The organism is Paracoccus saliphilus, assembly GCF_028553805.1.
Lineage (GTDB): Bacteria > Pseudomonadota > Alphaproteobacteria > Rhodobacterales > Rhodobacteraceae > Paracoccus > Paracoccus saliphilus.
The window spans coordinates 2,240,447-2,265,405 of the sequence record NZ_CP067140.1 but is presented as its reverse complement, the minus strand read 5'-3'; the positions used below and the strand labels follow the sequence as shown (position 1 = coordinate 2,265,405).

Annotated in this window: 23 protein-coding genes and 1 pseudogene; 17 read left to right on the top strand and 7 right to left on the bottom strand. The window is 55.8% G+C overall.

What is annotated here, in order from left to right; genetic code table 11:
- Position 1: 1 nt before the first annotated feature.
- Both JHX88_RS10880 and lpdA read left to right on the top strand, forming a co-directional pair.
- Entirely contained in the window at positions 2-1,303 is a 1,302-nt protein-coding gene (locus JHX88_RS10880) for a 2-oxo acid dehydrogenase subunit E2 (RefSeq protein WP_076523892.1), read from the top strand.
- 11 nt (positions 1,304-1,314) lie between these two features.
- Entirely contained in the window at positions 1,315-3,000 is a 1,686-nt protein-coding gene (lpdA, locus tag JHX88_RS10875) for a dihydrolipoyl dehydrogenase (RefSeq protein ID WP_076523894.1), read from the top strand.
- Between the two features lie 116 nt (positions 3,001-3,116).
- Here lpdA and JHX88_RS10870 read toward each other — a convergent pair.
- Together JHX88_RS10870 and JHX88_RS10865 are read right to left on the bottom strand one after the other, a co-directional pair.
- Positions 3,117-3,622 (bottom strand): annotated as a pseudogene (locus tag JHX88_RS10870) (transposase); the annotation flags it as partial.
- 73 nt (positions 3,623-3,695) lie between these two features.
- Positions 3,696-4,628 (bottom strand): IS5 family transposase, encoded by a 933-nt coding sequence (locus JHX88_RS10865; RefSeq protein WP_076523896.1) that lies wholly within the window; start codon positions 4,626-4,628, stop codon positions 3,696-3,698.
- 505 nt (positions 4,629-5,133) lie between these two features.
- Here JHX88_RS10865 and JHX88_RS10860 point away from each other — a divergent pair.
- From JHX88_RS10860 to tnpB, 5 genes are all read left to right on the top strand, one after another.
- Positions 5,134-6,162 (top strand): amino acid ABC transporter substrate-binding protein, encoded by a 1,029-nt coding sequence (locus tag JHX88_RS10860; RefSeq protein WP_076523897.1) that lies wholly within the window; start codon positions 5,134-5,136, stop codon positions 6,160-6,162.
- 116 nt (positions 6,163-6,278) lie between these two features.
- Entirely contained in the window at positions 6,279-7,547 is a 1,269-nt protein-coding gene (locus JHX88_RS10855; RefSeq protein WP_076523898.1) for an amino acid ABC transporter permease, read from the top strand.
- A gap of 1 nt (position 7,548) precedes the next feature.
- On the top strand, positions 7,549-8,856 hold the full coding sequence (locus JHX88_RS10850; RefSeq protein ID WP_076523900.1) for an amino acid ABC transporter permease: 1,308 nt from the start codon (positions 7,549-7,551) through the stop codon (positions 8,854-8,856).
- 9 nt (positions 8,857-8,865) lie between these two features.
- Positions 8,866-9,657, top strand: coding sequence for an amino acid ABC transporter ATP-binding protein (locus JHX88_RS10845; RefSeq protein WP_076523902.1), 792 nt, complete (start codon positions 8,866-8,868; stop codon positions 9,655-9,657).
- A 291-nt stretch (positions 9,658-9,948) separates the two neighbouring features.
- Positions 9,949-10,107 carry an IS66 family insertion sequence element accessory protein TnpB gene (gene tnpB, locus JHX88_RS22325; protein ID WP_141225769.1) on the top strand — a complete coding sequence of 53 codons (159 nt, stop codon included), beginning with the start codon at positions 9,949-9,951 and terminating at the stop codon, positions 10,105-10,107.
- Between the two features lie 30 nt (positions 10,108-10,137).
- Here tnpB and JHX88_RS10840 read toward each other — a convergent pair whose 3' ends face one another.
- The 4 genes from JHX88_RS10840 to JHX88_RS10825 form a co-directional block, all read right to left on the bottom strand.
- Complete coding sequence (locus JHX88_RS10840; RefSeq protein WP_076523906.1) at positions 10,138-10,752, bottom strand: glutathione S-transferase family protein; 615 nt, start codon at positions 10,750-10,752, stop codon at positions 10,138-10,140.
- A complete protein-coding gene (locus tag JHX88_RS10835) occupies positions 10,745-11,389 on the bottom strand; it encodes a glutathione S-transferase family protein (protein WP_076523908.1) in 645 nt (214 codons plus the stop codon). Before JHX88_RS10835 ends, JHX88_RS10840 begins: the two co-directional genes overlap by 8 nt.
- A gap of 85 nt (positions 11,390-11,474) precedes the next feature.
- Positions 11,475-12,674: a trans-sulfuration enzyme family protein gene (locus tag JHX88_RS10830; RefSeq protein WP_076523910.1), complete on the bottom strand. Its 1,200-nt coding sequence runs from the start codon at positions 12,672-12,674 to the stop codon at positions 11,475-11,477.
- Positions 12,675-12,844: 170 nt separating this feature from the next.
- Positions 12,845-13,309 carry an Lrp/AsnC family transcriptional regulator gene (locus JHX88_RS10825; RefSeq protein ID WP_076523912.1) on the bottom strand — a complete coding sequence of 155 codons (465 nt, stop codon included), beginning with the start codon at positions 13,307-13,309 and terminating at the stop codon, positions 12,845-12,847.
- A 418-nt stretch (positions 13,310-13,727) separates the two neighbouring features.
- Here JHX88_RS10825 and JHX88_RS10820 point away from each other — a divergent pair, with 418 nt between their 5' ends.
- The 3 genes from JHX88_RS10820 to JHX88_RS10810 all read left to right on the top strand — a co-directional run bounded on the left by JHX88_RS10820 (position 13,728) and on the right by JHX88_RS10810 (position 16,166).
- Positions 13,728-14,297 carry a helix-turn-helix domain-containing protein gene (locus JHX88_RS10820; RefSeq protein WP_076523914.1) on the top strand — a complete coding sequence of 190 codons (570 nt, stop codon included), beginning with the start codon at positions 13,728-13,730 and terminating at the stop codon, positions 14,295-14,297.
- Between the two features lie 507 nt (positions 14,298-14,804).
- Positions 14,805-15,296, top strand: coding sequence for a helix-turn-helix domain-containing protein (locus tag JHX88_RS10815; protein WP_076523919.1), 492 nt, complete (start codon positions 14,805-14,807; stop codon positions 15,294-15,296).
- Between the two features lie 39 nt (positions 15,297-15,335).
- On the top strand, positions 15,336-16,166 hold the full coding sequence (locus JHX88_RS10810; protein ID WP_076523921.1) for an SDR family NAD(P)-dependent oxidoreductase: 831 nt from the start codon (positions 15,336-15,338) through the stop codon (positions 16,164-16,166).
- 234 nt (positions 16,167-16,400) lie between these two features.
- Here the strand turns inward: JHX88_RS10810 and JHX88_RS10805 are convergent, their stop codons facing one another.
- Positions 16,401-17,285 (bottom strand): LysR substrate-binding domain-containing protein, encoded by an 885-nt coding sequence (locus JHX88_RS10805; RefSeq protein ID WP_176011408.1) that lies wholly within the window; start codon positions 17,283-17,285, stop codon positions 16,401-16,403.
- A 173-nt stretch (positions 17,286-17,458) separates the two neighbouring features.
- Between JHX88_RS10805 and JHX88_RS10800 the strand changes: the two genes are divergently transcribed.
- From JHX88_RS10800 to JHX88_RS10770, 7 genes are all read left to right on the top strand, one after another.
- Positions 17,459-18,415: a tripartite tricarboxylate transporter substrate binding protein gene (locus JHX88_RS10800; protein ID WP_076523925.1), complete on the top strand. Its 957-nt coding sequence runs from the start codon at positions 17,459-17,461 to the stop codon at positions 18,413-18,415.
- A 154-nt stretch (positions 18,416-18,569) separates the two neighbouring features.
- Entirely contained in the window at positions 18,570-19,769 is a 1,200-nt protein-coding gene (locus tag JHX88_RS10795) for an L-talarate/galactarate dehydratase (RefSeq protein ID WP_076523927.1), read from the top strand.
- A gap of 92 nt (positions 19,770-19,861) precedes the next feature.
- Positions 19,862-20,386, top strand: a complete 525-nt coding sequence (locus JHX88_RS10790; RefSeq protein ID WP_076523930.1) for a tripartite tricarboxylate transporter TctB family protein — start codon at positions 19,862-19,864, stop codon at positions 20,384-20,386.
- Between the two features lie 10 nt (positions 20,387-20,396).
- Positions 20,397-21,896 carry a tripartite tricarboxylate transporter permease gene (locus JHX88_RS10785; protein ID WP_076523933.1) on the top strand — a complete coding sequence of 500 codons (1,500 nt, stop codon included), beginning with the start codon at positions 20,397-20,399 and terminating at the stop codon, positions 21,894-21,896.
- A 237-nt stretch (positions 21,897-22,133) separates the two neighbouring features.
- Positions 22,134-23,114, top strand: coding sequence for a C4-dicarboxylate TRAP transporter substrate-binding protein (locus JHX88_RS10780; RefSeq protein WP_076523935.1), 981 nt, complete (start codon positions 22,134-22,136; stop codon positions 23,112-23,114).
- Between the two features lie 70 nt (positions 23,115-23,184).
- On the top strand, positions 23,185-23,673 hold the full coding sequence (locus tag JHX88_RS10775) for a TRAP transporter small permease (protein WP_076523938.1): 489 nt from the start codon (positions 23,185-23,187) through the stop codon (positions 23,671-23,673).
- A complete protein-coding gene (locus tag JHX88_RS10770) occupies positions 23,673-24,959 on the top strand; it encodes a TRAP transporter large permease (protein WP_076523940.1) in 1,287 nt (428 codons plus the stop codon). Before JHX88_RS10775 ends, JHX88_RS10770 begins: the two co-directional genes overlap by 1 nt.

Sequence of the window (24,959 nt, the reverse complement as noted above, 5' to 3'; positions counted from 1 at the left end):
CATGAACAATCTGATTGAAATCCGAGTACCGGATATTGGCGATTTTTCCGATGTCCCAGTGGTGGAAATCCCGGTTTCCGTCGGCGAGCAGCTTGCAGTGGATGACACGGTTATCGTTGTGGAAAGCGACAAGGCGACATTGGATGTGCCAACCACGCATGCCGGGCGGGTGGCTGAAATCAAGGTCGCCGTAGGGGACAGCGTCAGCAAGAACAGCTTGGTTCTGATCCTGGACGTGGAGGCTGAGACAGCGGCAACCTCGGAGGTGCCCCATGCACAGGCCGAAGCGCCAGCGCAAGCCGCCCCGACGGTGCCCGCTGCCGAGGCACCAAAACGACAGCCTGCGCCATTGGCTGTTGCGAGTGATGCACTTCAGGTTGCAACGGCTCCAGGCCATCTGATTTATGCGTCGCCTTCGATCCGCCGCTATGCACGCACGCTCGGGGTGCGCGTCGGTCGGGTGAAGGGTACCGGGCCGAAGGGCCGTATTCTGCGGGAAGATATTGAAGCCTTTGTCAAAGCCGCGATGAGCGCCCCGGCGCATACGTCGGCCGCGGGTGGTCAGATGATGATCGGACTTCCTGAATGGCCAAAGGTAGATTTTGCTAAGTTCGGAGAGGTCGAGCGCGTGCAACTCAGTCGGATCGCCAAGATTTCCGGTCCGGCGCTGGCGCGTAATTCGATGGTCATCCCGCATGTCACCAACTTCGACAAGGCAGACATCACTGAGCTGGAAAGTTTCCGCAAGATGCTGAACGGCGAGGCGGAGCAGGGCGACGGCAAGATCACCATGCTTGTATTCACCGTCAAAGCGGTGGTGGCGGCGCTAAAGGCCTACCCGAAGTTCAACTCGTCGCTGGATGACGGTGAACTGGTACTCAAGAAGTACTGGAATATCGGTGTCGCCGCGGACACGCCCGAAGGACTGGTCGTGCCGGTGATCAAGGAGGCCGACAAGAAAGGTATCCGCGGAATCGCTGCCGAAATGGCTGCGCTCGCGCTGGCCGCCCGCGAGGGCAAGCTGAAAGCGACAGATATACAGGGCGCCACTTTCACAATCTCATCCTTGGGCGGTATCGGCGGCACCAATTTCACGCCGATCATCAATGCACCGGAGGTGGCAATCCTTGGTATGACCCGTGCCGAGATGCAGCCGGTTTGGGATGGAGCGGGCTTCGCGCCGCGCCTTGTGCAGCCGATCAGCCTGAGCTGGGATCACCGCGTGGTTGATGGGGTCGCCGCCGCACACTTCCTTCAGCATGTGAGCCGCTCCTTGAGTGACTTCCGCCGCATTTCCGTCTGAAGGAGATCAAGATGACTCGTGACGTTATGCTTCCCGATATTGGGGACTTCAAGGAGGTGCCGGTGGTGGAGATCCCGGTGGCCGTGGGAGATCGACTGGCAGCCGAGAGCACGATTCTGGTGCTGGAAAGTGAGAAGGCAACGCTGGATATTCCCGCGCCCTTTGGCGGAACTGTGGTCGAAATTTTTGTTTCTGAGGGGGATTTGCTGAGCGAAGGCAGTCTTGTCCTGCGGATGGAGACCGAATTGGATGCGGCAGAAGCTACGTTCGAAGCGGCGCCGCAGGCTGCGCCGAATGCCAACTGTGGTGAAAATCACACGCAGATGCTGGTGATCGGTGCGGGGCCAGGAGGATATACTGCGGCCTTCCGCACGGCGGATCTGGGGCGCGAGGTGACTTTGGTCGATCCGCGGGCCACGCTTGGTGGTGTCTGTCTGAACGTTGGCTGCATACCGTCCAAGGCACTTTTGCATCTGGCGAAGGTTTGGGATGAGGCCGATGAGGCTGCTGCGCACGGACTGAAATTCGCGGCACCTGATGTGAATCTGGACGGCGTTCGCGATTTCAAGAACGGCGTGATAGCAAAGCTGACTGGCGGTTTGACCGCCCTGGCCAAGAAACGCAAAGTGCGCGTCATTCGCGGCATAGCGACATTCAGCGGCGCACATTCGGTCGAGATCACCGATGCCGACGGTTCCATACAGAACCTGACATTCGATCAAGCGATCGTTGCTGTCGGATCGGAGCCAGTATGGCTGCCGTTCCTGCCGGATGATCCGAGAATCATAGACAGCACCGGCGCGCTTGAGCTGGAGAGTATTCCCGAGCGTCTGCTGGTCATCGGTGGCGGTATAATCGGCTTGGAAATGGCGCAGATCTACGACTCGTTTGGTGCTCACGTGGAAATCGTCGAATTGGCAAATCAGATTATTCCGGGTGCGGACAAGGATGTCATTGCGCCGTTGGCCGAGCGGATTTCCAAAAGCTATGGCGCAGTGCGGACGGGAAGTAAGGTTACCTCGGTTTTGGCGGGCGACAAGCTTGTCGTGTCCTTTGAATGCGCCGAAGGTGTCGAAACTGCTGAATATGATCGCATCCTCGTTGCAGTTGGCCGGACTCCAAATGGCGCCAAGGTGGCCCCGGGGGTAGCGGGGATTGTCGTCGAAGGACCAGGGTTCTTGCCGGTGAATGCGCAAATGCAAACCAGTCAGCCCCATATCTTTGCCATTGGCGATGTTGTCGGCCAGCCGATGCTTGCTCATAAAGCCACCCATCAGGCCAAAGTGGCAGCGGAAGCCGCGGCGGACTTCAAAGTTACGTTCGAACCGGCCTGCATTCCGTCGGTCGCCTATACCGACCCGGAAGTTGCCTGGGTAGGGCTGACCGAGACCGAAGCCAAGATTAGGGGTATCAAGTTGAAGAGGGGCGGTTTCCCATGGATGGCCTCTGGCCGAGCCTTGTCGCTTGTGCGGGATGAAGGGGCCACCAAGCTGCTGTTTGATGACGCGACCGGCAAGGTGGTTGGTGGGGCAATCGTCGGACCAGGTGCCGGGGAGTTGATCGCCGAGGTTGCGCTTGCGATCGAGATGGGCGCAGACGCCCATGACATCGGCATGACCATTCACCCTCACCCGACGCTATCTGAAACAGTTGGATTCGCAGCGGAGGCGTTTCTGGGCACACTTACCGATCTTTAGAGTCGGCGCCCTGATCATGGGTTTGCACCGGTTTAGGGAGATCGTGCAAAGCGATTGATACCGCCGAGACAGGGCCTGGATGGTTGGTTTTTCCGGCCCCCCATATGGCGATGTTTCACAAGGCGGACTATAAGCGGAGAGTGCGTCCTTTGGCGGCTCGAAGTGAACTCGACTGCGGGCACATCGCCTGTGCCTACGTCCATGGGGATTGGGGGCTTACTCTATTGTTGTCGGCCTGACGGATCATCATTCCGTACCAACCATTCCCCATCACCACGGGTCTTGATGCCTGTACTATCCATCAGTAGGTTCAGAGGCTGTCCCGAGGCGCGATACGCGATTTGCACCGAGACGCGTGTCTGCCGGCGACACGGCATTGCATTGTAAGGAACCGGCGATTCTGGCCCCGCACCTGAGGCAGGCCTTCGAACAGTTCGAGTGTTTGGCGAAGAGGAGGACCGAGGAGCACTTTCGACGTCCGGCAGGCTTGGATAGCGGCATTCGAGAAGGTTCCAGGCCGTCTGCGTTTACCGGTTTTCCGAGCGTGCCAAACTATCTCGGGATCGAACCAGAATGAAAGTGGGCTCCGTTTGCACAGTGCTGCTTTGAGCTTGGACCAGATCGTCGTGTGATCGCTGGTCGGCTTTGTTGCGCAAAAGGTGCTTTGAGTATAGTTTCCCTTTCCCGGGACAGACTTATCCTACGGCCATTGTCACGGGCGTGCCGAGAGCGGTGTAATGGTTCATGACGGCGCAGCGGATTTGCAGCTCTGCGACCTGCCGGTCGAAGTCCCGCGCCATGAGGCTCTGACCAAGACGTTTTACACAATGCATCTTTGCCTCGACGCGGCTTCGGCGGTGATATTGGCTCCATCGTCGCCAGATCGCAGGGCCGAGATATTTGACGGCCCGGAGGATTTCGTTGCGGGCGTGCGCGCCGGCAGTTGTTGGCTTCCATGGTTTGGCATTCTTGCGCGGTGGGATGATCGCTTCTGCTCCTCGATCCGCAATCGCATCATGACACTTGCGCGTGTCGTAAGCCCCATCGCCGGTCACGGAGCCGATCTCCTGGTCGGGCGGGATCTGGCTGAGCAACTCCGGTAACATCGGCGCATCGCCAATATGGCTCCCGGTCGCCTCGACGGCCCGCACCTCCAGCGTTTCCTCATCGATCCCAATGTGAACCTTGCGCCAGATGCGCCGCTTGGGGCCTCCATGTTTGCGCGCATTCCACTCGCCTTCACCCTCCGCCTTGATGCCGGTGCTGTCGATCAACAAATGTAACGGGCCATTGCCACCTCGATAGGGAATATCCACCATCAGGGTCTTCTGACGGCGGCACAGCGTGCTGTAATCTGGAACCGCCCAGTTCAACCCCGCCAAACCGAGTAGGCTTTCGACAAAGCCCGTTACCTGCCGCAACGGCATGCCAAACTGTACCTTCAGCGTCAGGCAAACCTGGATGGCGGCATCGCTGTAAGCTTTCTGGCGGCCTCGTTTGCCGCTCGGAGGCGGAGACCAGATCATCGATGGATCAAACCAGACGGTCAGCGAGCCACGTCGCTTCAGGGCGTCGTTGTAGGACGACCAGTTCGTCGTCTTGTATTTCGTCGAGGTCCAGTTGCTCATGCCCAAAGGTATCACGCTGGATTCACAAGATGAATCCCGTCAACCTTTTGCGCAACAAAGCCTCGCTGGTCGGACAAGGCTCTCGCATGAAAGTGAACTAACCATCGAGATTCGCTCAAAGAACCTCACTACAATGTCCAGTCGATTGCGAAGCCCTAAACGGTAACATGTTCCGAATGAGCAGTAACTTCTATCGAATATGTCAAGATTTGCGCCTGAAGTAGCCAAACTTACTGTAAAATAAAACGCACAAAGACGAAAACTGTCGTCAGGGTTTGTATATCCTGCATTTGACGGAATGTCGCCCGGTCAGGCCGGCAAACGCAACCATTCAATACGCGAATGCGCAGAGAGCCGCCGCAGATCTCCCTTCGGGACTGACATGTGGCGGATATCGACGGGAGGAGTGCTTGGAGCATCTAAGAGTGCCTCAAGACCGCAAGTCGCACCATAAGTCGAAGCTTGCTTTCACATAGATGAGTGAGCAACAGGAGGAATATGAATAATGAGAAGAAACATAGAAAAAATCGCTGCGCTTTCGCTTCTGGCGGCGGTCGGTATTGCACAAGCAGCATCGGCTGAGGGTACGCTCGATCTTGTCAAGGAGCGGGGTAAGCTGATGTGCGGTGTGACCACCGGTGTGGTCGGATTTGCCGCCCCTGATGCCAATGGCGAATGGCGTGGGATTGATGTCGCGATCTGTCGAGCGGTTGCCGCGGCGGTCTTGAATGACCCACAAGCTATCGAATTCGTGCCGACGACGCCGAAAACGCGCTTTACCGCCTTGGCCTCGGGCGAGATTGATCTGCTGGCACGCAACACTACCTGGACGTTCAGCCGTGACGTCGACCTCAAGTTCGATTTCGTCGGTGTGAACTATTACGACGGCCAGGGTTTCATGGTGCGCAAAGAGTTGGGCGTGAAGTCTGCCACGGAACTCGACGGCGTCACGATTTGTTCGCTGGCCGGGACTACCCACGAGCTGAATCTTGCAGAGTATTTCCGCGTCAACGACATTGATTTTGAGCCGGTACCGATGGACAACAACGCTGAAACCCAGCAGCAATATCTGGCAGGCGCGTGCGACGTGTATTCGGCGGACGTATCCGCTCTTGTTGCGCAACGTTCATCCTTTGCCAACCCGAAGGAACATATGATCCTACCAGAGATCATCTCCAAGGAGCCGCTCGGGCCGCTTGTGCGTCATGGCGACAGCGAGTGGGCGGATGTCGTTCGCTGGACGCTGAATGCTCTTGTCGCTGCGGAAGAACTGGGTGTGACCTCCGAGAACCTAGACACTGTGACCGCAAGCTCTGAGAATCCGGAGATCAAGCGCCTTCTCGGTACTGATGGCAATCTCGGAGAGCAGCTTGGGCTCGAATCCGATTGGGCCAAGCGCGCCATCGCTGTCGCAGGGAACTATGGTGAGATTTTTGCCGCGAACATCGGGGAAGATACACCAATTGAACTGGCGCGTGGTCTGAACGACCTGTGGACTCGCGGCGGACTTATTTACTCCCCGCCGTTCCGTTAAGAAACGCAATATTGGGGCTCCCGGAGGCATCTGGGCGGCCCCATACCGTTTGCAGGCATATCCGGCGCAGATGCCACTAGCTTCTGGCAATGCCGCGCTGTTTATAGGACAATCCCATGACGACATCTATGAGCGCGCCGCAGAAGCCGTTCAGATTATCCATGCTCATCTACGATACCCGCTACAGATCGAAGACCATTCAGATCGCTGCATTAATCGGGTTCTTCTGTGGACTCGGCTGGCTGATTGACAATACGGTAACCAATCTTTCCGTCCTCGGCAAGGAGCCGAGCTTTCGCTTTTTGACTGAAGAAGCGGGATATAAAATCAACCAAAAGCTAATCGAGTATACCGCGCAGGATACTCATCTGCGGGCCGCCTTTGTCGGCTTGTTGAACACTCTTCTTGTTGCCGTTCTGGGCTGTTTCACCGCGACGGTCATCGGAGTGGTCGTCGGAGTGTTGCGCTTGTCTAAGAACTGGCTAATCGCTCGGTTGATGACGATTTATATTGAAGGTTTCCGCAATGTTCCGCTGTTATTGTGGATCGTTTTTATCATGGCCATTCTGGTGGAAACGTTGCCGGCCCCCTCGGCATTCCGTGGAGACAGTCCTGCGGCCTCGATGATCCTGGGTGACAGCGTCGCCATCTCAAATCGAGGCATCTATGTTCCCGAGGCGCTTTTCAGCCGGAGTCTGGGGGACATTTCGCTCTTCGAGGGGACGAGTCTCCAGTTTGAGGTGAGCCTTGATCTGGTGGCCATTCTGGCAGTTCTCGGACTCAGTATCTGGGCCGCGAAATGGCTTGGCACGCGTGCTGATCGTATTCAGGAAACGACTGGCAAGCGACCGACCACCTGGTACATCCAGATTCCGCTGATCGCTGCTCCGATCCTTTCGCTGCTTTTCACCCTTGGGTTTCACCTGGGCCTGCCGGAACTGAAAGGCTTCAACTTCAGCGGCGGCACCCATATTCGAAACTCGCTGCTAGCTCTGTGGCTTGCCCTTTCGCTCTATACGGGAGCTTTTATCGCCGAGATAGTGCGTGCTGGCATCATGGCGATTGATCATGGACAGACCGAAGCCGCCGCGGCACTCGGCCTGCGACCCAAACGGATCATGAGTCTTGTGATCATGCCACAGGCCCTGCGAGTGATCATCCCGCCCCTAATCTCGAACTATCTGAATATCATCAAAAACTCGTCTCTCGCGATTGCCGTTGGTTATCTGGATCTTACCGGCACGCTCATAGGCATCACTTTGAACCAGACCGGACGGGAACTGGAAACCCTTCTACTGGGTATGATGGTCTATTTGACGATCTCGCTTGGCATCTCATTTGCCATGAACTGGTACAACAAGCATGTCAAACTGGTGGAGCGGTAAAATGAGCGATACTTCCTTTGTCCGCCTGGAAATGCTCCCCGGACGGGAGCCGCCAGCCAACAAGACCGGCGTAATGCGCTGGCTTCAGGAAAACCTGTTTTCCAGTTGGCTGAACTCGGTCTTGACCATCTTATCGGCGGGGCTAATCATCTATTCGCTGAACTTCCTTTTGTCTTGGGCCATTTCGCCCACCTGGAATGCGACGTCGCTCGCGAATTGCCGGGAAATTCTGCACGATATTGGTCGAAACGGGCATTTTACAGGTGCCTGCTGGGGGGTGATCCGGGAGCGATGGATTCAGATCCTGTTCGGTTTCTACCCGTCCGAGCTGTACTGGCGACCAATCCTGACCCTTATGCTGCTGTTTGTTGCCCTGTCGCGCATCCTGTTTGCCGATAAGGTGCCGCATCAATTGATTTGGTTAACCGCAGTCTACCCGTTCTTGATGCCCTGGCTACTTTGGGGTGGCTCGATTTGGGTGCCGGTGTCCGTTGCCACCGGTCTGACTGCTGGGTTCTACACCTATGTCCTGGTCTCCCGGAACTCGAGCAGCTTTGCGGCCTTACTGGCCACAATTGCGGTGGCTTTGTTCTGGGTGATATGGGCGGGTGGCCAGTTTGCGGATGCTTTGTCGTCCCTGGTTCTGATCGAGCTTGAACCAGTTGCGAGCCGAAAGTTCGGCGGGATGATGCTTTCAGTCACGATCGGTGTCGTTGCCATCGGGTTCTCGCTGCCAATCGGAATCGTACTTGCGCTTGGGCGTCAGTCAAACCTATTGATCGTCAAGGCACTGTGCACAGGCTTCATCGAATTCATCCGGGGTGTTCCGCTGATCACCTTGCTATTCGTGGCTTCCACGCTGCTGAACATCTTCATGCCTCCGGGGACTGAGTTCGACATCATCATGCGGGTGATTATTATGGTCACGCTGTTTGCGTCAGCCTATATGGCTGAGACGATCCGAGGTGGTCTCGCCGCCCTACCGAGGGGCCAGTACGAAGGGGCAGACTCGCTGGGTCTCACCTATTGGCAATCGCGACGCCTGATCATCATGCCGCAGGCTCTGAAAATTTCGATCCCTGGTATCGTCAGCACGTTTATCAACCTTTTCAAAGACACAACTCTGGTATCCGTGATTGGTCTGCTTGATCCGCTCGGACTGAGTACGGCAATCCGGGCCGACGCAGACTGGAACGGTATCGTATGGGAGCTTTATGGCTTTATCGCCCTGCTGTTCTTCATCGCATGTTTCAGCATGTCCCGGTATTCGATGTATCTGGAGCGCCGCCTTCAGACTGGCCTCAAGTAAGGAAACGCAATGTCTGAAACTACTGTCAAAACGCAGAAAAATCGTGGCTTGGCGTCTGCTGATAATGACGTTGCCATCCGGATAGTCGGATTGAACAAGTGGTATGGTTCCTATCATGCGTTGCGGGATATCAATCTTTCCGTGAAACAGGGTGACCGAATTGTGATTTCCGGGCCCTCCGGCTCTGGAAAATCCACGATGATCCGCTGCATCAATGCGTTGGAGGAGCATCAGGAAGGCTCGATCATTGTTGACGGCACGGAACTGTCAAATGATTTAAAGAACATTGATAAAATTAGATCAGAGGTTGGGATGGTCTTTCAACATTTCAACTTGTTTCCGCATCTGACTATTCTGGAAAACTGTACGCTGGCGCAAATCTGGGTGCGTAAAACTCCGCTTAAGGAAGCCCGAGACAGGGCGATGCACTTTCTGGAGAAAGTGAAGATCCCGGATCAGGCCCAGAAATATCCGGGCCAGCTTTCAGGCGGACAGCAGCAACGGGTCGCCATCGCGCGTTCGCTCTGTATGATGCCGCGTATCATGCTGTTCGACGAGCCGACGTCGGCTCTTGATCCGGAGATGATCAAAGAAGTTCTGGATACAATGATCGAGTTGGCTGAGGAAGGCATGACTATGATCTGCGTGACCCATGAAATGGGTTTCGCGCGTCAGGTTGCGGACCGGGTGATTTTTATGGATAGGGGCCAGATTGTTGAACAGAATGAACCGCAGGCGTTCTTCGACACCCCTCAGAACGAGCGAACCAAATTGTTCCTGAGCCAGATTCTCGGGCATTGATCGAATCTCGGTCTGTGCTGACTTTGCCCTTTGCCAGGCCAGGCAAGTCGGATCGCGACCAATATGCGCCAGCGTACAGCACGGTGCGCTGGCAGTATCGTTTAGCAGCGTTTGAAAAGATCTTACGGTGCATATCGGGCCGAAGTCTTGCGGTGTAGACTTGGAACCGGTTGGGATTATCCCGCTGGTGCTTTCCGATATCGAAGAGGTCCAGCTCATCCGGACGATACTTGCAATCCGGCTGGTTTTTCATTGATCCTCCAGAATGGCGTTACGTGTCTACACTTGGCCATGCGCCCAATCGCCTTCAGTAGAAGCGTAGACGGCCTCTTGCTTACCGTTCAGGAATCTCTCGGCCTCGATCCGTTCAACGGTGCAGACTCTGTGTTCCGGGCGAAACGCACGGACCGGATCACGCACTCGATCATGCCGTTTTCCCGTGCAGCATGAGTTTTTGGGTCAACACATCACAGCCTTCGATTACAGGGCCGGTAACATCCCTTCCATGGGGTAGTAGCCGGGAATTGCGCGGATACGATCAATCCATGCTAGCACATTGGGATGATCATCCAGCGGTAGGTTGCCTTCGCGGGACAAAGCGACATATGGAAAAACCGCCAGGTCCGCGATCGTTGGTTTGCCCAGACACAGCCAATCACGCGTGCTCAGGATGCGGTCAAGCTGCGCCAGTACCTTGTGCCCGACAGCCTGTGCGCGTTCAAGGTCGATGTTCTCGTGGGGGTCCAGGAAACTCAGGCGCGACATCTGCGGCCCGTTCGAGGCTTCTTTTGCGCCATAGGACAGCCATTCATGGATCGCTGCCATGCCTTCGGGTGTCCGGTCTATCCAGTCGTGGCCATATTTCATAGCCATATACAGTAGAATGGCCTGGCTGTCCTGTACGATAATATCGCCATCTTTCAGCACCGGAATTTGCTGCATCGGGCTGATCTGATAGAAGTCTTCCGTCCGAGTTTCACCGTCGAGTACTTGCACATTTTTCAGCTCAAGAGGCAAACCAAGTATTGCGGCGAAGACTCTGATCTTATGGCAGTTTCCCGAGAGGTGAAAATCGTAGAGCAAAAGGTCAGGCATCTTGGGATCTCTTATTCTGAGGCAGTAGCGGGGACGACATTCCCGGCATCGGTTCGTAACCAGGGATCGTCGGAATGTGGTCGATCCAAGCGACGACGTTGTGGTGCTGATCCAGTGGCAGTCTGCCTTCCTTGGAGATCGCGACATAGGGAAAGACCGCTATAGCGGCGATGGTTGGGCGGGCAAGGCAACGCCAGTCACGATCTGCGAGAATGCGGTTGAGAAACCTCAATACATTGCGCCCGATCGCTTGTGCGCGCTCGATGTCGATTTCTTCTTGTGGATCGTAGAAATGAAGCCGCGCCATCTGAGGCCCGTTTGAGACTTTTTTTGCAGCATAAGAGAGCCATTCGTGGATGGCGGCCATCCCTTCGGACGTGGGATCAATCCATTCCCGTCCATATTTCAGAGCCAGATAGACCAATATGGCTTGGCTGTCCTGAACCTTGACGTCGCCGTCTATCAACACCGGAACTTGTTGGAGTGGATTGACCCGCGCGAAGGTCTTTGTCCGCGTTTCGCCTTCGATGGGCATGATCGGCCTCATTGTCAGGCGCAGGTTCGGGATGGAAGCAAAAAAACGGATCTTGAAGCAGTTTCCAGATCCGATTGCGTCATAAAGAACTAGGTCAACCATGCCGTCTCCTGTCGCAGCGTGTAGCGTTGATATGAGCATTTGACCAACGGCTCGCTTCCTGTCGTAACAAGGAGCGACCTCTGACTCAGTCGGAAACCTTCGTCAGACCCGTTTCGAGGTCTGCCCAGATGTCTTCCTGATCTTCAAGCCCGATGGAAAGGCGGATTAGATCTTCGTTGACTCCCTCGACCAACCGTGCTGCATCGGAGCGGATCGCCTGCCGCGCGCGCTTTAGACTGGCGGGATGCATGATCAGAGTCTCCGGTTCGCCAAGGCTGACCGCTATGGCAATCATGTTCAAACCATCCATCAATTCGCGGGCCCCGTCGAAGCCGGCGTGAAGGCCGAAAGACATCATACCCGAACCCGCCGACATCTGACACCGGGCGAGATCATAATGCTTATGGGAGGGCAGGAACGCATAACTGACCCAAGCCACCTTGGGGTGCGCTTGCAGTTTCTCTGCGATGTAGATTGCCGAATCGGCGTGCTGTTTCATCCGTAGAGGAAGAGTTTTCAGGCCCCGCATGATCAGCATTGCCGTCATCGGCGACAGCACAGCGCCGGTAATGTAGCGCAGCCCCCGATCACGCAAAATGTGGATGTGCTCCTTGCGGCCAAGAACAGCTCCGCCCAAGACATCGCCGTGGCCGCTGATGTATTTGGTCAGCGAGTGCATCACAAGATCCGCCCCTAATTCGATAGGGCGCTGAAGCCACGGCGAGGCAAATGTGCTATCCACGCAGACCAGAACGCCGCGGTGCTTTGCCGTCTCACTCACAGCCTTGATGTCGATAACCTCGCCCAATGGGTTCACGGGAGATTCGAAGAACACCAGCTTGGTCTTGTCGCTGATCGCTGCCTCCAGATTGACCTGATTGGTCAGATCTACCGGAGTCACCTTGATACCAAAACGCGGAAGCGCCTCGTCTATTAATGCCACGGTATTGGAATAAAGCGTTTCGTGCACGATAAGTTCGTCACCAGCGGACATGAGCGACAGAAACATCGTCCCGATCGCTGCCATTCCTGAAGCAAGCGCAATACAGTCCTCGGCTCCTTCAAGATTGGCCAGTCGTTTCTCAAGAAGATCCACCGTGGGATTGAATTCTCGCGCATAGAGCATACCTCCCTGAGCCGCGGCGCTTTCGTTGTCGGCAACTGTCGAAAACCCGTAGGTTGCATTAAAAAACACCGGCGGAGAAATTGCGCAATGAAAGTCCTGAGGGTTGTAGCCGAAATGGATAGCGCGGGTCCCAAAGGTGTGGTTGTTACTCTTTCCCATTTGTATCTTCCTTAACTGATCCGAGCGATAGGCTTGGCGTTTCGCACAGGGCTATCGTCGCGTTGAATTGTAAATTAGGTCAGGTCCACTATGATAAATCTTTAAAAGACACTTTGCGTCCAAAAAGACACTTTGTTAAATTGATTGATCATGAAGCGTTTCCTGACTTCTTACCAAAGGCGTGCGGTTTGGTTTTTTACACGCCGGATTGGAACGGAGGATTCAATCGAGGCAACGCCAGAAATCTTGGTCAGGCGGCCTGTCAGAAAGCGTTCGTATTCATTCAGATCGCGCACGGCAACTCGCAACAGATAATCGAAACCTCCGGTCATGAGCCAGCAATCCACGATTTCCGCACAGCAGTTAACTTCGCGCTCGAATTTCACCAATCGATCATCGATCTGTCGATCCAATCGGACAGAAATAAACACGCTGAAGCCGAAACCTATTTTTGCTTCATCGATATGCGCCGAATAACCAGTGATATAACCTAACTGTTCCACCTTTTTGACGCGCCGAGCGCAAGGGGAAGGGGAGAGGCTGATTCGCTCACTCAATTCCTGATGCGTGAGGCGGGCATCTTTCTGCAGTTCACGTAAAATTTTACGGTCTGTATCGTCGATTTCGATCTCCATAGTCTCCCCAGCATGAAACGAGCTTCTAAGCGATATCTTATCGATGGACTCAGGGCATAACGGCGACCAGTAACAATCAAGCTTCAGCATGACCAAGCTGTTGGCCTGCGGATCATGTAAGAAATTCCAGCGGAGCGGCGTGCATCCCCTCGATGTTCATTCGGCCTTCGAACGGATGGATCCGATATGAATGGCAAGCCAGCCAGGCACGCCACTTCAGACGCGCACATCCATAACGCTCCATCTGTGCCCATCGGCATACTCCGACAGTATATTCAAACCTATTCTGGAATTCACATGGCAGCCTCAGTCATCAAGTCGCCCTTTGGACAACAGGTTGTCCTATAGCAAGTTATTTGTCAACACTAGCTTGATGCACTACAGGAAACGTGCTGCTAGACTTGTGTTAGGGGGACCAGTGAAACAGGCTACAGATCTGTCGCATCCAGGTTTGCGGGCTAGAGTGTTGCGACGACAGCGAGGCAAGACTATCAGCCAAGTTGCAGAAGTTGCAAATCTTAGCAAGGCGCACCTATCCAGATTTGAGCGAGGCGAGAAGGCGCTTTCAGTTGCTTCGCTGCTTAGGCTTGCTTCTGCCTTGGAGATCAGTGTCGGGACCCTCATTGGCGAAGAAATAGGTACCGGAGAGGTACATTTGGTGCGTGCGAATCAAGAAATAGGGCCGGTAAGGCCTGACGATGGCGGAAGTTACTCTTTTTGCTCCATAGGCGGCCCGTCGATTGGCACCAACCACACGACCTTCTTATTAGAGCTTCAGGAAAAATACGAACATAATTCAGAAGCGTTTCATGGTGGGCGGGAGCTTCTGTATGTTCTGAGTGGAAGGGTAATAATCAAGGTTGGCAAAAGCGAATATACGGTTTCAGAAGGAGATTATATGGAGTTCCCAGGAACGATACCGCATGTGCTGAAAAGTACCTGTGGAGCGGCCAAGGTTTTGCTGGTGGTATTGGGGGCGACCCAGTAGGGCCAAGGCTCAGTAGCGGACTTATTTTGGTCAATACTCTCACTCAAAAATATTCGATTCGGTCGAAGCAGGCTCAGACTGCCCTCCCTCAAGCGCGGCCAGTTGCCAATTCAAAAGCGCTTCGTCTCGGGTTGGCGACCCGGGTATATTTGAAATTCAAAGGAAAGGTGCCGTCCGGAGCGCGTTCCAAGGTCGTGCTGGCGTGCAGAAGGGTATCACACTTCGCCGGTCAACGGATGGACGCCACAGGCATGTGGACCGCCTTGGTTTCGATTCGCATCTACTTGCTCCTCAGTTGTGATTGTGCGGGCGAGGTTGCATGGTTCGCACTGGTCACTATAACGATCTCAGTGGCCCAAGAAGCGAAAGTCAATATAATGACCGATGCGGCAACAGACACTGGACGAGAACTGGGAACAGCACTGGCCACGCGCCTTCGGCACCTCCGACAACACCACCTGCTAAGCCTCGATGCGTTGGCGCACTAGCCTATCAAAAGATACGTTTGTGGCCATTGAGCAGGGCAAAGCCAATCCCAGCATCGGTGTCCTGTGCCGGGTCGCGGCGGCGCTTTCGGTGTCGATTGGCGATCTACTAGTCGCCCCGGACCAGTCGCGCCCGGTCGCGCGGATGCGTCCCAAGACGCTCTGGGTGGGATCCAAGGGCGGCATGACGTGGCTTGACGTCTCGACCTCGGGGCAAAAAATGTTCGAGCTTTGGTCATGGACACTTATTCTCAGTAAGGTGTACCAAGCCGAGGCACATGGTCCAGGCACCCGTGAACTGATTTCCTTCCAGCTGGGTAAACTGCGCATCACCATTGGGACTGGATCCCTGACTCTGCAAAGCGGCGAAGCGACGCGCCTGCGCACGGATTGGCCCCATTTTTATGCAGGTCAAGTCGAAGGGGAGAACCGGTCCGTTTCACGATGGCGATGCAGGAGAGAAGCGGGGTCATGCACGCAAACTCATCACAGGTTATCTGCACATGTCGAGTAGCACTTCTGAGTGCTATCGGAAATCTTTTAGGAGGTATGAATGAAAGTCTGGTTCATCACAGGAATGTCGCGAGGTCTGGGTCTTTCTCTGGCCAAGGCTGCGCTCGGTAGCGGCGACAAAGTCGTCGGCACCGTGCGAAGCAACCCACCCAATCTCTCCGCCGAAGCGGATCGCCTGTGCATCCTCAGGGCGGACATGTCCGATCCAGAGAACGCTGTTCGCGTGGTGCACGACGCGTTCGCGGCCTTTGGCCGGCTTGATGTCATCGTCAACAATGCCGGATACGGGCTGCTTGGTGCGGCCGAGACATCGACCGATGCCGAGATGCAGCACCTATTTGAGGTGGATGTTTTCGCACCCATCCGGATCACCCGCACAGCCCTGGCCTATATGCGCAGGCAGGGATCCGGCCATGTCGTCAATATCACCTCGATCGCAGGCCGCGCTCCGGGTCCGGCGATCGCACTTTACGCTGCCGCCAAGCACGCACTTGAAGGGTTCTCGGTCTCCCTTGCCCAAGAAGTTGCGCCGCTTGGCATCAAGGTAACAGCTGTCGCCCCTGGCCAGTTTCGCACCGATTTCCTGGACGAAACTTCCGCACGTCTGGGTAACAGCGGGCAGGACGCATATGCCGAGACCGTCGGTGCTGCCTTAGCAGGGCTTCGACAGGTAAACCACAACCAGTTGGGTGACCCGGACCGCGCAGCGCAGGTTATTCTCGATGCAATCCGATCCGAAGATCCGCCACTTCATCTGTTGCTGGGATCAGACGCCTTGCGGCGCGCGCGAGAGAAGTTGGACGATCTTGTCCGGGAGATGGCAGGCTGGGAAGCAAGGACGGTCAGCACGGACCACACCGCGCCGGAATGAATGTCGCAGTATTGGCTATCCGCTCAGATGATCGCCGCGTGCGATGGGCCATGCCGCAGCGATGAATGACGGTTGCAACAAGAGAAAGCGGTCGTCGACAGCACCACGGGTATCATCGCACCTGGCAGTGGGCGGAGCGATTTCAGGGCCCGGCTCAGGTGTTTGTTTCCACCGGGACAGAATTACACTCCAGTCGCTTGTCCAAAGAGCCGTCGTGCCACGTCTGCCGATGCATCACCGAACTTTGGGTAACCTTTCATCCAATTCCAGGCGCCTACCAACGTCACAGATCAATTGAGATATCAGCTTGACCGCCGGCTTGCGCATATCGGCCCTGGTGATTTTGTGGGTGATGGCCTCATCGATCTTGAAGCCGGTCATGGGCCGGAAAACAAGGTTGTCCCTTGGCGCATGCCGCGCATGGCTGGAAACGATTGCAATGCCGAGGCCGACACCGACCAGAGAAAGGATGGCCTCGGCATGCGCCAGCGATTGCGTAATGCGTGGTGTGATGCCGTGTTGTGCGAAGATCGAGCGCTGTAGCGAGTTCAGGTAAGGACCCCCAGGTCCATAGGCGATGAAAGGCTGCTGGTGTAGGTCTTCGGGACGCAAGGTGGTTCGGGTCGTGAGCGGATGATCCTTGGGCAAGGCGACAAGAAGGGCCTCGCGCAAGGCGATCTGTGCGCGAAGCCCACTGGCCAGGACAGTCGGTCGGGCCAGCCCGATATCCAGCTCGCCGAAAGAGAATGCATCGATTTGCTGAGTCGCGTTGAGTTCCCGCAGTTCCATTTCGATACGGGGATAGACACGTGAAATCTCGACCATCAGGCTGGGCAACAGCCTGAAACATGCTGCCCCATAGAAGCCCAGACGGACTTTGCCTTCAGGTTCCTGTGCATTCTCGCGGACCAGCGCTTCCATATCTTCTACTTGTCGTAGAAGTGCCTGAGCTTCCGGCAGGAATTTTCTTCCAGCCGCCGTCAGAGCCACCGACTGGCTGGTCCGGTCAAACAGCTTAGATCCAAGATGTTCTTCCAGCAGGCGAATTTGCCGGCTCAATGGCGGTTGCGTCATGTTTAGACGTCGGGCGGCGCGGCTGAAATTCAGTTCGGCCGCCAATGCGACGAATGATCTAACATGAACCAGGTCCAGCATTTTAATTCCCATTTTGTATTGAAATAATATAAAATCAATATTGGATTTATATTAATCTCTTGTCTACAGCTCAACAATCAAAGTCACACCTAAATCGAACGCCGGAGGAGGGTCCGGTGAAATATGGAGGAGAGACAATGAGTGTCATGGGTTGCCTACGGGCCGGAGGCCTTGTGCTCGCGGCGATAAGTATCACTGCTGGTGTAACGACAGTGGAAGCGCAGCAGATCGATTATCCGGTCGATACTGTGCGTATTGTCGTTCCCGCCAATCCCGGAGGAGGAACGGATACGGATGCGCGCCTCTTTGCCGAATATCTCGGCAAATACACCGGTGCGAAGGTAGCCGTCGTGAACCAGTTCGCCGGGGGTGGCGTGGTTGCTGCGCAGACCGTTGCCAGCGGCAAACCCGATGGAAGTGAACTGCTTCTATATCACACCTCCGTTCATGTCGCGAACCTGACCGGAACCTGGCCCTTTGGCCACGAGGATTTCACCGCGCTCGCAACGATTGCCCAGTTTGACGACGTGATCGTCGCGCGGGTCGACGCGCCTTATGATACGCTGTCCGGCTTGATCAAGTATGCCAAGGACCATCCTGGAGAGGTGACTTTCGGATCGCAACTTGGTGGTACGACTGAGATCAAAGGCATGGCCATAGCAGTTGCGTCTGAGGATACCCTGCGTGTCGTGGATGCCGGATCGGAGTCCGATCGGACCACCGCACTTCTGGGTGAACAAGTCGATGCAATCCCGATGGGTGTCAACAATGCTCAGCAATATGTCGAAGCCGGACAATTGAAGGTGCTGGCTGTTTTGAACGAAACGGCAAACCCGTTTGCACCGGAATGGCCGACAGCATCATCGCAAGGCGTCGATTTGTCATTTCCTCTGGTGTTTGCCGTATATGGCCCGCCTGATCTCGATCAAGCGGCTATCGTCGCGATCGACCAGGTGATCGCTCGTATGAAGGAAGATCCTGATGCCGAAAAGGACTTCATGAGGGCAAAGCAGGTTTTAAGCCTTCGCGATAGCAAGGAGATCGGCCCCTTCCTTGAGAAAGAGCACGATTTCGTAAGTTCCTTCATCGAATGATGTAGTGTCGATTGCCCAACCGGCATGTTGGGCGAACACTCCGGCGATGGGCATGAGACCTGCCGGGCTTCTTTCGAGAAGCGGGCAGGCGGCCTGCGCCATGTGCCATATCCAGCTTCATGCAAAATCCAGCCCCTACGAATAGGTATATCCCATGAAAGACCTGACCGACGGAAAGCGCCTGCTTCCAGTCAATCCTCTCAATGCCGGCCTTCCTTCGGGTGAGGCGACCACTGATCGCATCTCGGGGATACGATTATCTCTCGTCTATCTGCCTCTGCATTCGGCGATTTCGGACGCAAAGGTTCTCGCAGGTCGTCAGAAACCTTTGACCGAAATCGCATTCCTGTTCTGTGAGATAAAGACTGAACAAGGGTATGAAGGCATAGGCTATTCCTATTCCAAGCGAGCAGGCGGGCCCGGCCAGTACAAACATGCTTGCGAGATCGCGGACTCCGCTATTGGCGAAGATCCCAATGACATCGGGCGCCTCTGGGAGAAGCTCGTCTGGGCAGGGGCGTCAGTCGGCCGGTCTGGTCTGTCGACGCAGGCGATCGCAGCTTTCGATATCGCGCTATGGGATCTCAAGGCGCGTCGGGCCGAATTGCCGCTCGCCAAGCTGCTGGGCGCACATCGTGACTCTGTGCGCTGCTATAATACCTCAGGCGGATATCTCTCGATGTCTATCGATGAGGTAAAAGAGCGCATCACTATGGCGCTCGAACAGGGGATCGGCGCGATCAAGCTCAAGGTGGGGCAGCCCGATCCGATGATCGATTTGAAGCGCATTGCAGCGGTGCGTGAGCATATCGGCGAGAATGTCCCTCTTGCCATTGATGCAAACCAGCAATGGGACCGCACGACCGCGCTGCGCTTCGGTCGGATCGCAGAACAGTTCAACTTGACGTGGATTGAAGAACCTCTGGATGCCTATGATTACGAAGGCCACGCTGCTCTTGCGCGTGATCTTGCTACCCCGATAGCGACTGGCGAGATGCTGACCTCGGTGGCGGAGCATTACGAACTCATCCGGCACGACTCCGTCGATTTCATTCAACCGGATGCGCCGCGCGTCGGGGGAATCACCCCGTTTCTCAAGATCTGCGCCCTGGCGGAGCACAAGAAACTGAAACTCGCCCCGCATTACTGCATGGAGATTCACCTGCACCTGACGGCGGCATATGGTTCGGAACCCTGGGTCGAACATTTCGAATGGTCCGAGGCGATGTTCGAGGATCGGCTGGAGGTCAATGAGGGGAGGATGATCGTGCCGAACCGGCCCGGGCTTGGACTGACGCTGTCCGAGCAGATGCGAGCCTGGACGAGCGAACACGTCGTCTTCGGACGTTTCTGAGTTTCCGCAGCGGAAGTTCGCACCTTAAGACCGGGGCAGGGGCTCATCCTGCCTCACAAGCGGTCGATGCACTGCAGGAAGGGAGGGAGTAAATGACTATAATTCCGAATTTGTTCTTCGTCGCTGTTGGTTCCTTGATCTTGCTGCAAATCGCGATTGCGCCCGCAGGTCGGCAGCTTCAGGCCGGAGACCCGGGGCCATGGGTTTTGCCGGCGTTTCTCGCCGTGTTGATGATATTACTGGGTGTAATCCAGATTTTGCGTGACCTGATCAGACGCCGGTCATCGGAAGCTCTGAGCACTCGCTCACAGGATGCGATCAAGAGTTCTCAGGCAGATATGTCCGACGCCGGGATGACCATGCTTCCCGCGCCAAACTGGCGTGCACGGATCATCTTCTCTAGCGCGCTGCTGGGATATGTGGCGTTGTTCACGACGCTCGGTTTCACGTTGAGCACGGCGGCATTCCTCGTGATTGGCATTTCCGCCTTTACCGGGCTGCGCGCCCGAGCGTTGGCCGTTGCCGCGGTAGTGGCGATCGTAGCCAGCCTTTGTCTCGGCTGGCTGTTGGCTGGTGTCATAGGCGTATCCTTGCCCGGCGTGATGCTTCTTTTGTGAGGATCCGATCATGATAGCCTTGTTCTTCGAGAATCTCGTTGCGCTTGCATCCCCCTCGACCCTTGCCTTCATGCTCGGAGGCCTGCTTTTCGGCTTGTTTTTTGGCGCCTTGCCGGGACTGTCAGCCGCCATGGCAGTGGCCATTCTGCTGCCGCTGACTTTCTCCCTCTCTCCGAATGTGGGGATGGCAATGCTGGTGGCAGCATATCTTGGCGGCATATCCGGTGGGCTGGTTTCTGCGACGCTATTGCGCATTCCGGGCACGCCATCGTCGATTGCAACTACTTTCGATGCCTATCCGCTTGCGCGATCCGGTCAACCAGTGAAGGCCTTGGCCACGGGCATCATCGCTTCGGCTGTCGGCGCCATTCTGTCGCTTGTCGTCCTGGTTCTGTGTGCGCCGATTATCGCCCGGTTCGCCATCAGGATCGGGGCACCAGAATATGCGACACTAACCTTGGCGGCAATGATGCTTGTGGTGATTCTGTCGCAGGCAAATCTGGCAAAGGGCCTGATGGCGACGGCTTTCGGGATTGCACTTGCCACAATCGGCTTCGCGCCCATCGGGGCCACGCCGCGCTTCGCATTCGGTTCAGTCGACCTGATGGCCGGCGTTTCAATCATCCCTTTCATGGTCGGACTGTTCGCAGTGTCCACGGTAATTTCCGCGCTGATGGAGCCATCCCTGAAATTACCCTCCAGGATGACGCTTGGAGGAAGGGGCATCGGGGTGACGATAGGCGAATTTCTGGCGAACGGCTGGAACATGGTGCGTTCGGCCGTCATCGGCATTTCGATCGGTGTGTTGCCCGGGATTGGGGGGACCGCTTCGAACTTGATCGCCTATGCCGCCGCGCGTCAGCAATCGAAAAGTCCCGAGAAATTCGGCAAAGGCTCACTAGAGGGGATTTACGCTTCTGAAACCGCCAATAATGCCTCGGTCGGTGGCGCGCTTTTACCCTTGCTGACACTGGGCATTCCCGGCGACGGAGTGACAGCAATTCTCATCGGCGGCTTCACCATCCATGGCTTGCAACCTGGGCCACTGCTTCTCAGCAAGGAGCCGAGCTTGGTGGCAATGATCTACGCGGCTTTCTTGATCAGCACCATATTGTTGCTGGCTATCCAGCTTGTCACGATCCGCATTTTTCCCAAGGTGCTGGGTGTTCCTCGCGACTACCTGTTACCCATGCTCGCGGTATTGATGGTGACGGGAACCTTCGTGTCTGACAATCGCCTCTTCGACGTGTGGTTGATGCTGGGCTTTGGTGTGGTTGGATACCTTTTCGAACGGGGCGGTTATCCACTCGGTCCGATGGTGCTGGGCTTCGTACTGTCACCGATCCTCGAGACCAATTTCCGCCGCGCACTCAGTTATTCCGAAGGTGATTGGTCCACCTTCGTAACCAGCCCGATCTCTGCGCTATTCCTCACACTGGCCGCCGTTCTCCTTTTGGCCGGATTGCGAAGTGCTTTCCGACGAAGCAGGCAGCCCACATTGGCCGAGTAGACCAAACAGGATTAACTGGCCCGTAGCTCCATTATTTGAGCAAGAAACGCCACTGGATGATGATCTTGATATTATCCTAAAATTCCCTCGATATGAATGGGACTTCTGTTTTTGCCCAGTGTTTTTTGCCCCATTCTCATGATGTGATAACCTCTGCGGGCTACCAATAGCCAGATGGAGCCCTGTCGGATATTTCTCCTCCATTGCGTTGAGTTTGGCTGCCCCAGGGAGGAAACCATGTTTGCCAGAATTCTAGCTGCGGCGACGCTTGTCGTATCTGCCGCCGCCATTGCCGCGCCTGCTATGGCGCAGGACTATACGATGCGGATCGGGTCGGTGCAGGCCGAAAGCGATCCGATCATCAAAGGCTTCAACAAGTTCAAGGAGCTTGTCGAAACCGGCACAGAGGGCTCCGTCGAAGTCATGGTCTATCCAAATGGTCAGTTGGGGAATACCCAGGACCTGATGGACCAGGCTCAGGCGGGCGCGAATGTCGCGGCATTTACGGATGCGATGCGACTAGCATCGTTTCTGCCGAAATTCGGGATCATCGGTGCGCCCTATGTGTTCGCGGATTACGATGAGGCGGATAAATTCACGTCTTCCGACGAGTTCTGGTCCTGGGCCGACGAGTTGAAGGAAAATAGTGGCTTCGTGACTCTGGCTTTCAACTGGTATCAAGGGCCTCGCAATCTTCTGACCAACACGAGGATCGAAAGCCGGGCAGATGTCGAGGGGTTGCGGATTCGCACACCAGGTGCGCCGGTCTGGGTGGCTGCGGGCCGCACATTGGGCGGAACGCCTACACCGCTTGACTGGGCCGAGATTTATTCGGCGATGCAGCTTGGTGCGATCGATGCGGTCGAGGCTCAGCCTGCCGGTATCGTCGGTTCTCGCTTCTACGAGGTTGCCGACTATCTGACACGGACCGAGCATATCCAGCTCATCACCGGGATTGTCGTCGGCGAAACCTGGTGGGACCAGCTTCCGTCAGAGCATCAGGATGTCATCCGCAACTCTGCCGTGGAGGCCGGGCGCTACATGTCGGATCTCGTCATTGAGCAGAGCAAGAAAGATTTCGCGACCATGGAGGAGAACGGCATGACCCTTTCCGACATCGATCTGAGCGAGTTCAAGGAGGTTGCGGCCAAAGAAATCGAGGCGCTTGATCTGACAGAGGCATATGAGAACGTCCGTGCGGTCGTCGACGGCGACTGAGCGGTATTTGAAACGAGTGCCGGTTCAGCAGTTTCTGCGCTGAGCCGGTCCCGCAACTTATGGAGGGCCCATGTCGCTCTATTCCTCGCTGCGTTGGGCTGAAGCTGTTGTCGCCGCACTTGTGTTGACTGGAGTTGTCGCGCTTGTTTCCTGGGCGACCGTCACCCGCTATCTGGGGCATCCGAATATCTGGGTGCTTGAGGTGACGCAGGTGCTGTTTGCCTGGACCTGCTTGCTCGCGGCGTCGATAGCCTTCCGGAGGTCCAGCCATTTCAGTGTCTCTTTACTGGAAGAACTTCTGCCACCGAAACTGCGCGGGCTCCTTCGGTTGCTCCAGCAGATCGTGATGCTGGTGTTGCTCGTGGTCCTTGGCTGGGTTGGTCTCGATTTCGTCGAGGTGGCGCATCGTCGTCCCTTGCCATTGACCGGAATCCGGTTCTCCTGGGTCGCCGTCACGATACCCGTAGCCTGCATGCTGATGGGGATCACCTGTATCGAGAATATCGTCCGCGAACTTCGCACACCAATCGAAACCGGTTCCGATGAGGAGACTTCCTGATGCTGTTACTTGGCATTCTGCTGTTCGTTCTGGCGGTGGTCATCGGGTTGCCGATCAGCTTTGCTCTCTTGCTGGCCAGTGCACCGACCTTTTTGACCGGGGACTATCTACCGACCTCCATCGCGGTCCAGAAGATGGTGCAGGTCACTCAATCCTATCCGCTGATGGCGATTCCATTCTTTGTGCTTGCCGGAAACATCATGACTGAGTCGGGCATTGCCAGACGGCTCGTCGATTTCTCGCGGGTGCTGGTCGGGTGGATGGTCGGCGGTCTGGCGCAGGTTTCGATCATTCTCAGCCTGCTGATGGGAGGAATCGCCGGGTCGGCCGTTGCCGATACCGCAATGCAGTCGCGACTTTTGGGCGGCCCGATGATCGCCAAAGGGTATAGCAAAGGTTTCACTGCGGGCGTTATCGCTTACTCCTCCATTATTACCGCGACAATTCCGCCCTCAATCGGTCTCATCGTTTTCGGCTTCATTGCCAATGTCTCGGTGGGCAAGTTGTTGCTGGCGGGGATCATTCCGGGCCTGATTCTGACCGTTGCGCTGATGGGATATACGTATCTGGCGGCGCGAAAGATGGGGTACGGTGCCGAAGATGTCGAATTACCGACATGGGGCGATGTCTACCGCTCGGGCAAGGCGGCATTCTGGGCGCTGATGTTTCCGATCATCCTGCTGGTCGGGTTCCGTTTCGGCTTCTTCACGGCGACGGAAGCAGGAGCCTTCGTGATAGTCTATGCGTTGGTTATTGGCGCTTTCGTCTATCGCGATCTCAAGTGGAGCAATCTCTGGTCGGCCCTGCAGCAATCGTTGAGCGATATCGGGATGATCATGCTGATCATCATCATGGCCGCGGTGCTCGGGCATGTGATCGTTCTGGAACAAGCTCCCACCCGTCTGGCAAGTGCTCTCGCAGTGCTCAGCGACGATCCGACCGTCACGCTGCTGCTGATTCTTGGTTTTCTGGTGGTTGCAGGAATGATCATGGAGGCCACGGTGAACGTGCTGTTGCTGACTCCGCTATTCTTGCCCATCCTTCAGGCGCAGGGGCATGATCCAATCCATTTCGGAGTCCTGATGGTGACCATCATCACCATGGGGGGCAACACTCCTCCAATTGGAGTGGGAATGTTTACCGTCTGCGGGATGCTGAAGGTCTCGATCAAGGATTACATCAAGGGTAGCACGCCGTTCCTGCTGGTCATGCTGTCTGCGTTTCTGTTCATGGCGCTCGTCCCGAATGTCGTGACATGGCTGCCCAATCAAATGATGGGGAAATAA

What these genes read in the sequence shown, in the direction of transcription:
- JHX88_RS10775 (WP_076523938.1), top strand. Translation starts at nt 23,185, where the DNA reads ATGTCGCTCTATTCCTCGCTGCGTTGGGCTGAAGCTGTTGTCGCCGCA.
- JHX88_RS10840 (WP_076523906.1), bottom strand. Translation starts at nt 10,752, where the DNA reads ATGCCTGACCTTTTGCTCTACGATTTTCACCTCTCGGGAAACTGCCAT.
- JHX88_RS10785 (WP_076523933.1), top strand. Translation starts at nt 20,397, where the DNA reads ATGATAGCCTTGTTCTTCGAGAATCTCGTTGCGCTTGCATCCCCCTCG.
- JHX88_RS10800 (WP_076523925.1), top strand. Translation starts at nt 17,459, where the DNA reads ATGAGTGTCATGGGTTGCCTACGGGCCGGAGGCCTTGTGCTCGCGGCG.
- JHX88_RS10845 (WP_076523902.1), top strand. Translation starts at nt 8,866, where the DNA reads ATGTCTGAAACTACTGTCAAAACGCAGAAAAATCGTGGCTTGGCGTCT.
- JHX88_RS10855 (WP_076523898.1), top strand. Translation starts at nt 6,279, where the DNA reads ATGACGACATCTATGAGCGCGCCGCAGAAGCCGTTCAGATTATCCATG.
- JHX88_RS10860 (WP_076523897.1), top strand. Translation starts at nt 5,134, where the DNA reads ATGAGAAGAAACATAGAAAAAATCGCTGCGCTTTCGCTTCTGGCGGCG.
- JHX88_RS10850 (WP_076523900.1), top strand. Translation starts at nt 7,549, where the DNA reads ATGAGCGATACTTCCTTTGTCCGCCTGGAAATGCTCCCCGGACGGGAG.
- lpdA (WP_076523894.1), top strand. Translation starts at nt 1,315, where the DNA reads ATGACTCGTGACGTTATGCTTCCCGATATTGGGGACTTCAAGGAGGTG.
- JHX88_RS10795 (WP_076523927.1), top strand. Translation starts at nt 18,570, where the DNA reads ATGAAAGACCTGACCGACGGAAAGCGCCTGCTTCCAGTCAATCCTCTC.
- JHX88_RS10770 (WP_076523940.1), top strand. Translation starts at nt 23,673, where the DNA reads ATGCTGTTACTTGGCATTCTGCTGTTCGTTCTGGCGGTGGTCATCGGG.
- JHX88_RS10835 (WP_076523908.1), bottom strand. Translation starts at nt 11,389, where the DNA reads ATGGTTGACCTAGTTCTTTATGACGCAATCGGATCTGGAAACTGCTTC.
- tnpB (WP_141225769.1), top strand. Translation starts at nt 9,949, where the DNA reads ATGCGCCCAATCGCCTTCAGTAGAAGCGTAGACGGCCTCTTGCTTACC.
- JHX88_RS10830 (WP_076523910.1), bottom strand. Translation starts at nt 12,674, where the DNA reads ATGGGAAAGAGTAACAACCACACCTTTGGGACCCGCGCTATCCATTTC.
- JHX88_RS10790 (WP_076523930.1), top strand. Translation starts at nt 19,862, where the DNA reads ATGACTATAATTCCGAATTTGTTCTTCGTCGCTGTTGGTTCCTTGATC.
- JHX88_RS10880 (WP_076523892.1), top strand. Translation starts at nt 2, where the DNA reads ATGAACAATCTGATTGAAATCCGAGTACCGGATATTGGCGATTTTTCC.
- JHX88_RS10810 (WP_076523921.1), top strand. Translation starts at nt 15,336, where the DNA reads ATGAAAGTCTGGTTCATCACAGGAATGTCGCGAGGTCTGGGTCTTTCT.
- JHX88_RS10865 (WP_076523896.1), bottom strand. Translation starts at nt 4,628, where the DNA reads ATGAGCAACTGGACCTCGACGAAATACAAGACGACGAACTGGTCGTCC.
- JHX88_RS10825 (WP_076523912.1), bottom strand. Translation starts at nt 13,309, where the DNA reads ATGGAGATCGAAATCGACGATACAGACCGTAAAATTTTACGTGAACTG.
- JHX88_RS10780 (WP_076523935.1), top strand. Translation starts at nt 22,134, where the DNA reads ATGTTTGCCAGAATTCTAGCTGCGGCGACGCTTGTCGTATCTGCCGCC.